Here is an 11130-nt window from a genome sequence, read left to right as displayed (position 1 = left end):
AATAATGATGATGTTGAGATTGGGGTTTTGTCAGATGAACGATCGTAGATTTTGGATTGAGAGACTATTGACTGGAAATGAGTAAGGATCTCAAAGGAGCAATAAGCAACCGATCTATAAAATACACCCTCCCCTCACGGGGCAAGGTCTCTATTTGCTCAGAACCTCTTTGACCGCTTTGCCGATATCGGCAGGAGAAACGACGACTTTGACACCGGCCGCTTCGAGGGCTGCCATCTTCTCGGCAGCGGTACCGCTACCGCCGCTGATAATGGCGCCGGCATGGCCCATCCGCTTGCCTTTGGGCGCGGTCTGACCGGCGATGAAGGCGACGACAGGCTTGCTGATATTCTCTTTGATGTAAGCGGCCGCCTGGATCTCCAGGTCTCCACCGATCTCTCCGATCATCACGATCGCCTCGGTCTCGGGATCGGCTTCGAACATCGGCAGGAGCTGCTTGTAGCTCAGGCCGATGATGGGATCGCCTCCGATTCCCACAGCGGTAGTGATGCCGTACCCCTCCTGGACCACCTGATGGGAAGCCTCATAGGTCAGGGTTCCCGATTTGGAGATCAGGCCCACATTACCCTTTTTGAAAATATTACCGGGCATGATGCCGATCTTGCACTCTTCGGCGGTAATGATTCCGGGGCAGTTGGGCCCAATAGTCTTCATCCCTTTTTTGGTGGCGTACATTTTGGCATACATCATATCCTTGACCGGGGCCCCTTCGGTGATGATGACCGCCAGATCGATTCCTGCTTCCGCTGCCTCCATCACCGCGTCGGCGACGAATGCGGGCGGAACGAAGATCATACTGACCGTGGCACCCGTACTGTCGACCGCCTCTTTGACCGTGTTAAACACGGGGCGTCCCAGGTGCTCCTGACCGCCCTTGCCGGGCGTGACCCCCCCGACGATCTTCGTTCCGTAATCAATGCACTGAGAGGCGTGGAAAGTTCCCTCTTTTCCGGTAAATCCCTGAACGATGACTTTGGTATCTTTGTTAACGAGAATAGACATTAGAGCTCTCCTTTCGCAGCGGCGACGGCTTTGCGGGCACCATCGGCAAGATTTTCGGCGGCAATGATGTTTTCGATATTGGCGTTTTTGAGAATCTCTGCGGCTTCATCGGCGTTGGTACCGTCCAGGCGCACGACCACAGGCACATTCACATCGGTGATCTTGGTCGCTTCGAGAATGCCGTTGGCAACCCGGTCGCAGCGGACGATCCCGCCGAAGATGTTGACGAAGATCGCTTTGACGTTGGGATCTTTGAGAATGATCTCGAAGCCTTTCGCGACCGTTTCGGGGTTGGCCCCGCCTCCCACGTCGAGGAAGTTGGCCGGCTCGCCCCCTTCGTGCTTGATGATATCCATCGTCGCCATCGCCAGTCCGGCACCGTTGACCATACAGCCGACATTGCCGTCGAGCTTGATGTAGCTCAGGCCGTGCGCTTTGGCTTCGAGCTCGGTGGGCTCTTCCTCTTCGAGGTCCCGCATCTCTGAAATGTCCGGATGGCGGTAGAGCGCATTGTCATCGAAGCCCATCTTGGCGTCGAGCGCCAGAAACTTCCCGTCTCCGGTCTTGATCAGGGGGTTGATCTCGATCATCTCGGCGTCGTTGTCCATATAGGCGTTGTAGAGCGCCGAAGCGAATTTGATGAAAGTCCCGATCTCCTCTTTGGGCAGACCGAGGCCAAAGGCCAGCTTGCGCCCGTGGAATCCCTGGAAGCCGATGGTGGGGTCGATGGTGACCTTGACGATCTTTTCAGGGGTTTCGGCCGCGACCTTCTCAATCTCCATTCCCCCTTCGGTGGACGCCATCATGACCGGCATCTCCGCCGCGCGGTCCAGGAGCATTCCCAGATAGAACTCTTTGGCGATGTCGGCACCCTCTTCGATATAGACCTTGTGGACCACTTTCCCTTCGGGCCCGGTCTGATGGGTCACCAGGGTCATTCCGAGGATTTCATCGGCCCAATGGCGCACTTCGTCGATGGACTTGGCCAGCTTGACCCCGCCGCCGAGTCCACGGCCTCCGGCATGGATCTGGGCTTTGACTACCCAGAGATTCCCTCCCAGCTCTTTGGCCGCTTCCACCGCCTCATCGACGGTGAAGGCAACTTTTCCGCGGGGTACGGGGACGTTGTACTTGCGGAAGATCTCTTTCGCCTGATACTCATGAATATTCACGGTATGCTCCTTTTGCGTTGAAGTCCTTTATTATAGAAGGAATAAGGTCATCCGCAGATGAAACAACCGTATTTCAGCAGGGGAAAGAGGGAAAGTGTTACGAAATGAGTGAGGAATGAGGAATTTTGGTATGCGTTGCCTTGCAACGCCATTATCAAAAGATGAGTGGGATTATAGACCAGGCCATTGCCAATCTGCAAATTTTTTCTACACACTACCCACTAAGCGAAGCGCCTCACTAAGTGCGCAGCACGCCTCGCTCGAAGTGAGGGGTCAATCCTTCACTTCGTATTTCGCCCGTCCCATCTCGTAGAGGTCGTTGCCGTGAGTATCGTTAATGACCGTCACGGGAAACTCTTCGACCTCCAGTTTGCGGATCGCTTCGGGGCCCAACTCGGGGTAGGCGATCACTTCGGCCTTTTTGATCGCTTTGGCGATGAGAGCCCCGGCACCTCCGGTGGCACCGAAATAGACCGCCTTGTATTTTTTGCACGCCTCTTTGACCGCTTCGTTACGCTTCCCTTTTCCGATCATCCCTTTTTGTCCATGTTCGATCAGGATCGGGGAGTAGCTGTCCATCCGGTAGCTGGTAGTGGGGCCGGCACTGCCGATGGGCTCACCCGGCTTGGGCGGGGTGGGGCCGACGAAATAGATCACCGATCCCTTCAGGTCGAAGGGGAGCTGCTCGCCCTTTTCGATCAGATCCACCAGGCGCTTGTGGGCCGCGTCACGGGCCGTATAGATGGTGCCGTTGAGATAGACGATATCTCCTGCTTCGAGCTTCTCGACATCTTCGTCTGTCAAGGGGGTTGTCATATGATATTCAGCCATCTTCGATCCTTTTAGAGGGTGATATGGGAGTGCCGTGAACTGTGGCACTGGACGTTGACACTGACGGGCAGTGAAGCGATGTGGCAGGGGTTCTTTTCGATATGAACCGCCAGGACTGTCTGGGTTCCCCCCATGCCCATGGCGCCGATTCCGAGCTTGTTGAGCTCCTCTTTGAGCTCCTGCTCAAAAGCGTCGAGATCCGGATTGGGGTTGGGCGTGCCCGCTTCACGGAAGAGGGCGTGCTTGGAGGATTTGGCCGCCACTTCGAAAGTCCCGCCGATACCCACACCGACGATGATCGGAGGACAGGGGTTGGGGCCCGCGTCGCTGATGACCTGCTTGACGAAGTTTTTGATTCCCTCTTTGCCCTGGGCGGGAGCCAGGACGGTAGCGCGGGAGACGTTTTCGCTTCCGCCACCCTTGGCGGCATATTCGATCTCGATCTTGTCACCGGGAACGATATCGAAGTGGATAACCGCCGGGAGGTTGTAGCCGACCTCATCTTTGAGGTTGTGGCGGTCGAAGCAGTCGCAGGTGCTCGCCCGCAGATACCCCTCTTTGTACGCCTCTTCGGTCGCCTGGTTGACGGCGTCTCGGATGGAGCCTCCCACCACTTTGACATCTTCGCCCACATTGATGAAGTAGACCGCCAATCCCGTATCCTGGCAAAGAGGGCGATCCTCTTCACTGGCCAGGTGGGCATTGTCGAGGATCTGCTTTAGGACCGACTTGGCCACTTCGCTCTTCTCCTCGTTGTAAGCCTTTTCGATGGCTTTGAGGGCATCTTCGGGAAGGTGGGATGCGGTGTGCATCACCATCGCTTTGACCGATTTGACCAGATCGTCGTACTGTATCTCTCTCATAGTTATCCTTTACTCTTCTGTAATGATGTTGTCTTCGGGGTTGGTGAAGAAGTTGTTCCTTTTGAGCACATTGATCATGGAACGAACGGAAGCGACACTCTTGGCGAACCGTTTTTTCTGATTCTCGTTGAGGGTCACTTCGAAAAGTTTTTCCACTCCGTTGGCCCCCAGAGCGATGGGGACACCGGAGACCACATCCCGATAGCCGTAGTGGCCGTCGAGGTAGACGGCACAGGGGTGGATCTGGCGGGTATCCTTGAGGATCGCCTCGACCATAATGGCCGTCGATTTGGCCGGCGCGTAATAGGCGGAACCGGTCTTGAGATACCCCACGATCTCGGCACCGCCGTGCTTGGTCCGCTCCACCACGTCGAGGATCTCCTCTTCGCTGAGAATATCGGTCAACGGCACTCCGGCCACGGTGGAAAACTTGGGCAGAGGCACCATATCGTCTCCGTGCCCGCCCATCACCGAGGCACGGATCTGGCCGGCACCGTAGCGGATCTTCTCATAGATGAAGTGGGCCATACGGGCACTGTCGAGGATCCCGGCCATCCCGACGACCCGCTCTTTGGGAAAGCCGCTCTCTTTGAGCGCCACATAGGTCATGACATCGAGCGGGTTGGAGACCATGATGATGATGGAATCGGGAGCCTGTTCCCGGATGTCGGTGACCACCTCTTTGGTGATCTGTGCATTCATCATCAGCAGGTCATCCCGGCTCATCCCCGGCTTGCGGGGAAACCCGGCGGTCACGACGAAGACGTCGGTTCCCGCCATATCCTCGGCTTTTTCCGCCACACTGACCAGAGTATGCTGCCGGGCGGCATTGGCCGCCTGGGACATATCCAGCGCCTTGCCCTTGGCGATCTCGGGATTGCGGTCCCGAAGCATCACTTCATGACAGGTCCCCTTCATCGCCAGGGAGTAGGCGACGGTCGCGCCCACATTCCCTGCTCCGATAATCGTTACTTTCTTTCCTCTTGCCATAAAACTCCTTTCTCGGGCCGGCTCTCGATCGCCTGCAAAACATAGCTCAACATCTTCATAACGCTCAGCTCTGCTCTGCTTCGCTTTCGCGATCGGGAGCCGGCTCCCTTGAATCAAAGAGGCTCGATGCCTCTCAACGCTTTTTAGAGATTGTCGATGATCTCGTTGAAAGTCTGGCTGGGGCGCATCGCTTTTTCCGCCTTGAGCTCGTCGGGATCGTAATAGCCGCCGATATCCTGCTCTTTGCCTTCGACGGAGAGAAGCTCTTCGAGGATCTTCTCTTCGTTCTTGGCCAGCGCGTCAGCCACCGGTGTAAAGGTGTCTGAGAGCTCTTTGTCGACCGTCTGGGTGCTCAGCGCCTCGGCCCAGTAGCGGGCCAGCCAGTAGTGGCTCGCTTTGTTGTCGGGTTCGCAGCACTTGCGGCTGGGAGACTTGTCGTTCTCGAGGTAGGCTTCATTGGCCTTGTCGAGGGTATCGGCCATCACGCCGATCTTCTCGTTCTCGGACTTCATATACTCCATACGCAGCGACTCGGCCAGCGCCAGGAATTCTCCCAGGCTGTCCCAGCGCAGGTGTCCCTCTTTGAGGAACTGCTCCACATGCTTGGGAGCCGAACCGCCCGCACCCGTCTCGAAGAGGCCGCCGCCTGCGAGCAAAGGAACGATGGAGAGCATCTTGGCGGAGGTGCCCAGTTCGAGGATGGGATACATATCGGTCAGGTAATCCCGCAGGGCGTTTCCGGTGACGGAGATGGTATCCAGACCGGCCCGAGCCCGCTCGTTGGTGTAGTAGGTCGCCTCGGTGACATCCATAATGGGCAATTCCAATCCGGTGGTGTCATACTCTTTGAGGTATTTCTCGACCTGCTTGATCATATTGGCATCATGGGCGCGGTTCTTGTCGAGCCAGAAGACAGCGGGAACTCCCTCGATGCGGGCGCGCTCGACCGCCAGGCGGACCCAGTCACGGATCGCGTCGTCTTTGGCACGGACCAGGCGCCAAATGTCGCCCTTCTCCACTTCGTGCTTCATCAGCACTTCGCCGGTTTCGGAGACCACTTCCATCACGCCGTCTTCGGCCACTTCGAAGGTGGTGGGGTGCGAACCGTACTCTTCGGCTTTTTTGGCCATCAAGCCCACGTTGGAGACGCGGCCCATCGTGGTGACATCGAACTGGCCGTTCTTTTTGCAATCTTCCATCATCGCTTCATAGAAGCGGGCATAACTGCTGTCGGGGATGACCGCCAGGGTTTCGCGGGCTTCTCCGTTTTTGTCCCACTGCTTACCGCCTTCGCGGACGACGACCGGCATCGAGGCATCGACGATGACCAGGTTGGGCGCGTCAAGGTTGGTGATGAGCTTGTCGCTGTCGCTCATGGCCAGATCGGGCTTACCGTTGAGGATCACATCCTTGATCGCCGCTTCGATCTCCTCTTTTTTGTCGGAGTTTTGAAGCTTCTCATAGAGATCGCCCAGTCCCTGATTGGGGTTGACACCCAGGCGCTTGAACTCGTCGCCGTACTTTTCGAAGACATCCTTGAAAAAGACCTGGACCGCATGGCCAAACATAATGGGATCGGAGATCTTCATCATGGTCGCTTTGAGGTGCAGGGACCAGATCAGATCCTTCTCTTTGGCCTCTTCGATGGTCTTTTGATAAAAGTCGCGCAGCTTTCTGACCGACATAAAGGTGGCATCGAGCACCTCATCGGTCTCCGCCTCGATCTCTTTGAGGGTCTTGCCGTTGAGCTTGATGGAGATGGTTTGGGCCTTGGGGTTGATGATCGACTGCTCGTTACCGTAGAAGTCACCGTCACCGTTCATATGGGCCACCTTCGCCTGAGAATTCTCGGCGAAGGGCTTGAGGCGGTGGGGATGCTTCTGGGCATAGCGCTTGACTGCCAGAGCGGAGCGGCGGTCGGAGTTTCCTTCCCGCAGGACAGGGTTGACCGCGGAGCCGAGGCAGGTAGCGTATTTGGCCGCGATCTGCTTCTCCTCCTCGGTCTGGGGGTTTTCAGGATAATCGGGAATGTCGTGTCCATGCTCCTGAAGCTCGGCGATACACTCTTTGAGCTGGGTCAGAGAGGCTGAGATATTGGGGAGTTTGATAATGTTGGCTTCGGGCTTGTGAACCAATTCACCCAGCTGGGCCAGCTCATCCTCATGCTTGCCCATAGCCGCCAGAGTCCGGGCCGCCAGGGAGATATCACTCAGGCGCATATTGACGCCGGCTTTGCCGACATACTTTTTCACGACAGGATAGAGGGAGTAGGTCGCAAGTGCCGGTGCTTCATCGATTTTAGACCAGACGATGGTGGGTTTTTTACTCATGGGTTATTTCTCCTGAAAAGTTTGGGATGGTGTGGGTTTATTATATCGGGTCAAGGTAGAGGGATAATTGGATGGGGGGCCGGGAGTTTGCAACTCTTTAAAAGTGTTTCGGAGCTACACAATCAGAGGCTACATTTCAGGGCCATAGGCTTTCGCCACTCTTTGAAATACGGAGTTTTGGAGAAGAATGGGAAAAGGCGTAACCTTTTTTACAGCGTTGAGTGCTGAGCGTTGAGCGTTGAGAAAATTTATTTGCCCGCTTCCTCATTACATACTCAACTCTTATTCCAAAATCTAAAATCCATAATCCAAAATCATCCTCAACCTTCCATCCTCAATCTTCAATCTTCCATCAATTACCACTATGCGCTCTTCTCCGCCGGTGTGATTCCCAGGCTTCGAGCCGCTTCGATGATGGAGCGGCTGACGTGGACTTTGGATTCGATCACCACATCCGCCAGCTTGGAGCGGATCTGGAGCTGCAGGGGATGGGGGCCGGGATTGCGCTCCGCCAGGCAGTAGAGCTCTTCGATGATCTTGGGATCGGGCATCAGGTCCAGTGCCAGGATCACCGGAGGCTGTTCTTCGGGGGCTTCGGTGTGTTTTTGCTCCTTCTTGACCTTGACCTTCTCTTTGCGGGCCTCTTTGAGGGTTTCGATCTTGAGGATATTCATCCGGGTAAAGTCACCGTCTTTGGTCACTTTGACCTTGAAGGCGATGGGTTTGCTCAGGTCGAACTCCTCTTCGAGTTCCTTGAGCCGGTCGGCAAAAAGCATCAGCTCGATGTTCCCATGGAGGTCCATCACATTGGCAATGCCGAATTTGTTGCCCTTTTTGCTGATCTTCTCGGTGATCGATTCGATCTTGCCGATGAAGAGCGCCTGGGATCCGTCGGCCAATTCGTCGATCTCGGAGCTGAGGGTGTAATCGATCTTGGCCAATTCCTCACGGTACTTATCGAGGGGGTGGCCCGAGACGTAGAAGCCCAGCGTCTCCTTCTCGAACTCCAGCATCTGCAGGGGATCGAACTCTTCCATCGGGTCGAGCTCCAACTCCACATGGGTCATCTCCTCTCCAGCGCCAAAAAGGGAATTCTCCGCCATCTTCTTCGCCTGGGTCGCCTTGGAAGCCGCCTCCATGATCGCCTCGATCTGAGTCAGCATCGCTTTGCGGGTATAGCCCAGGCCGTCGAGAGCCCCCGCCTTGATGAAGGCTTCGATCACCTTCTTGTTGACCTTGGCAGTGTCGATCCTGGAGATGAAATCGCTCAGATCCCTAAAGGGCCCCTCCTCGCGTGATTCGAGGATGGAGCGGATGGCGACGTCGCCCGCCCCTTTGACCCCTCCCAGGCCGAAGAGGATCGTCGGGCGTCCCTCGATCTCGTCGGCGATGAAGGCCAGGTCGGAGCGGTTGACATCGGGGGGTAGCAGGTCGATCCCCATATGCTTGACCGCATCGACGTAGCGAACCACCTTGGTGGTGTTGTCCTTCTCCAGGGTCAGCTGGGCCGCCATAAACTCCGTGGGGTAGTAGCACTTGAGATAAGAGGTATAGAAGGTGACCATCGCATAGGCGGCGGAGTGAGATTTGTTGAATCCGTAGCCGGCGAATTTGACGATCAGGTCGAAGAGCTCCTCGGCTTTGGCACGGTCGAAGCCCTTTTTCTCTGCCCCGTCGGCGAATTGGCCCTTGAGCTTGTCCATCTCTTCTTTGATCTTTTTTCCCATCGCCCGGCGCACCAGGTCCGCCCCGCCGAGACTGAACCCTCCGATGGTCTGGACGATCTGCATAACCTGTTCCTGATAGACGATGACGCCGTAGGTGGGCTTGAGGATCGGCTCGAGTTCGGGGAACATATAGGTGATTTCCGCCCGGCCGTGCTTGCGCTCCACGAAATCATCGAGCATCCCCGACTCCATCGGCCCCGGACGATAAAGCGCCAGCATCGCGATGATATCTTCGAAACTGCTGGGTTTGAGCTTTTTGGCCAAATCCTGCATCCCCGCCGATTCAATCTGGAAGAGCCCCAGGGTATTGCCGGTGGCGATGTAGTCGTAGACCTTGGGGTCGTTGATATCGACCTGTTTGAAGTCGATCCGCTTTCCGTGGCGCTTCTCGATGAGCTGGAGCGCCTCTTCGATCGTCGTCAGGGTCTTGAGCCCCAAGAAGTCGAATTTGATCAGGTCCACATCCTCGACATACTTGCCGCTGTATTGGGTCGCCAGGGTCTCTTGGCCCGTGGGCTTGAAGAGGGGCGTCTTTTCCCAGAGAGGTTCGTTGGAGATGACCACCCCGGCGGCGTGGGTGCCCGCGTTGCGGTTGAGCCCCTCCAGGGCCAGGGCGAATCGCCACACCTGGGCCGCCTTGGGGTCCCGCTCGATGAGCTCTTTGATCTTGGGCTCTTTGGCGTAGGCATCCTTGAGGGTGATCCCCAGCTCGTCAGGAATCAGCTTAGCAAAGGCGTCGGCCTGGGCATAGGGCAGCCCCATCACCCGGGCGACATCCCGGATGACCCCCTTGGCCAGAAGCTTACCGAAGGTGATGATCTGGGCCACGTTGACCCGGCCGTACTTCTCCACCACATAGTCGATAATCTCCTGGCGACGGCTCTGGCAAAAATCCATATCGATATCGGGCATGCTCACACGCTCGGGGTTGAGGAAACGCTCGAAGAGCAGGCCGTAGGGGATCGGGTCGATGTCGGTGATGGAGAGGCTGTAGGCCACCAGCGATCCGGCGGCCGACCCCCGGCCCGGCCCGACGGGAATCCCCATCTCCTTGGCGGCCCGGACGAAGTCCCAGACGATCAGCATATAGCCGGGGAATTTCATCGAGTTGATGATGCCGATCTCGGTCTCCAGACGCTCCCGGTATTCGGCATGCTTCTCTTCGGGCACGTGTTCGAGGCGTTTTTCCAATCCCTTGCGCGCCTCGTGTTCGAAGAGCACGATGTCGTTGGCCAGGGAGTACTCCTCTTCCGGTTCAGGAAGCTCCAGCCCCGCCAGCTTGGCTCGCTCTCTGGTAAATTTGAAGTTGGGCGGTGTGGGATTGCCCAGCTTGATCTCCAGATTGCACTTCTCGGCGATCTCCTGGGTATTCTCCAGAGCTTCGGGGATGTCGGCAAAGAGCCGCGCCATCTCCTCGGGGGATTTGACATAGAATTCGTGGACACTGTGGCGTAGGCGGTTGGGGTCGTCATACTGTTTGTTCATCGCGATGCACATAAAGGCTTCGTGAGCCTCGGCATCCTCGGGGTTGGTGTAGTGGGTGTCGTTGGTGGCGATGATCTTGATCCCCGTCTCCAAAGAGAGGCGGATGATCTGCTCGTCGATACGCTGCTGATCCCCGATGCCGTGACGCATCAGCTCCAGATAGAAATCGTCGCCGAAGATCTCTTTGTATTCCAGGGCGATCTTTTTGGCCTCTTCATAGCCCCCTGCCCCGAATTTCTTGTTGCGGTCGCTAAGGTTGAGGTGCCAGTTGACCTCTCCCTGCAGGCAGGCGGAAGAGCAGATCAGCCCCTCGCTGTGTTCCCGCAGCAGCTTTTTGTTGATCCTCGGGTAGTAGTAGAAGCCTTTCAGATAAGCCTGGGAGCTGAGATACATCAGGTTTTTGTAGCCGATCTCGTTCTTGGCATAGAGGCAGAGGTGGTAGCGCTGGCGGGTCGATTTATCCCCCAGGTCATCGCTGTTGTGGAGGTAGGCTTCCATCCCGATGATGGGTTTGACCCCCTCTTTGCGCATCGTATTGTAAAAGTCGATGGTACCGAACATATTGCCGTGGTCGGTCATAGCGACGGAATCCATCCCCAGGGCTTTGACCTTCTTGGCCAAGGCTTTGATCTTGTTGGCCCCGTCGAGCAGGGAATATTCGGTATGCAGGTGCAGATGGGTAAATCGGGGGTGTTCGGACATACGTTCC

7 protein-coding genes are annotated in these 11130 nt (G+C 56.5%); all 7 read right to left on the bottom strand.

What is annotated here, in order from left to right; translation table 11 throughout:
- Positions 1-150: 150 nt before the first annotated feature.
- The gene (sucD, locus tag NITSA_RS01845; RefSeq protein WP_013553326.1) at positions 151-1023 is read right to left on the bottom strand and encodes a succinate--CoA ligase subunit alpha; all 873 of its coding nucleotides are present in this window, start codon (positions 1021-1023) and stop codon (positions 151-153) included.
- Positions 1023-2195, bottom strand: a complete 1173-nt coding sequence (gene sucC / locus NITSA_RS01840) for an ADP-forming succinate--CoA ligase subunit beta (protein WP_013553325.1) — start codon at positions 2193-2195, stop codon at positions 1023-1025. Before sucC ends, sucD begins: the two co-directional genes overlap by 1 nt.
- 273 nt (positions 2196-2468) lie before the next feature.
- Positions 2469-3026 (bottom strand): Fe-S-containing hydro-lyase, encoded by a 558-nt coding sequence (locus NITSA_RS01835; protein ID WP_013553324.1) that lies wholly within the window; start codon positions 3024-3026, stop codon positions 2469-2471.
- A gap of 11 nt (positions 3027-3037) precedes the next feature.
- Positions 3038-3889 (bottom strand): fumarate hydratase, encoded by an 852-nt coding sequence (locus tag NITSA_RS01830; RefSeq protein WP_013553323.1) that lies wholly within the window; start codon positions 3887-3889, stop codon positions 3038-3040.
- 9 nt (positions 3890-3898) lie between these two features.
- A complete protein-coding gene (mdh, locus tag NITSA_RS01825) occupies positions 3899-4879 on the bottom strand; it encodes a malate dehydrogenase (RefSeq protein ID WP_013553322.1) in 981 nt (326 codons plus the stop codon).
- Positions 4880-5022: 143 nt separating this feature from the next.
- Complete coding sequence (locus NITSA_RS01820; RefSeq protein ID WP_013553321.1) at positions 5023-7209, bottom strand: NADP-dependent isocitrate dehydrogenase; 2187 nt, start codon at positions 7207-7209, stop codon at positions 5023-5025.
- 362 nt (positions 7210-7571) lie between these two features.
- Entirely contained in the window at positions 7572-11123 is a 3552-nt protein-coding gene (gene dnaE / locus NITSA_RS01815; protein WP_013553320.1) for a DNA polymerase III subunit alpha, read from the bottom strand.
- Positions 11124-11130: the final 7 nt, after the last annotated feature.

It is taken from the genome of Nitratifractor salsuginis DSM 16511, from assembly GCF_000186245.1.
In the GTDB taxonomy this organism is placed as follows: Bacteria; Campylobacterota; Campylobacteria; order Campylobacterales; family Sulfurovaceae; genus Nitratifractor; species Nitratifractor salsuginis.
The sequence above is the reverse complement of the archived record's forward strand: the minus strand, read 5'-3'. Positions and strand labels throughout refer to the sequence as shown.

Excerpts from the sequence above, each read along its gene's own strand:
- NITSA_RS01820 (WP_013553321.1), bottom strand. The coding sequence starts at position 7,209 with ATGAGTAAAAAACCCACCATCGTCTGGTCTAAAATCGATGAAGCACCG.
- sucD (WP_013553326.1), bottom strand. The coding sequence starts at position 1,023 with ATGTCTATTCTCGTTAACAAAGATACCAAAGTCATCGTTCAGGGATTT.
- NITSA_RS01835 (WP_013553324.1), bottom strand. The coding sequence starts at position 3,026 with ATGGCTGAATATCATATGACAACCCCCTTGACAGACGAAGATGTCGAG.
- mdh (WP_013553322.1), bottom strand. The coding sequence starts at position 4,879 with ATGGCAAGAGGAAAGAAAGTAACGATTATCGGAGCAGGGAATGTGGGC.
- dnaE (WP_013553320.1), bottom strand. The coding sequence starts at position 11,123 with ATGTCCGAACACCCCCGATTTACCCATCTGCACCTGCATACCGAATAT.
- NITSA_RS01830 (WP_013553323.1), bottom strand. The coding sequence starts at position 3,889 with ATGAGAGAGATACAGTACGACGATCTGGTCAAATCGGTCAAAGCGATG.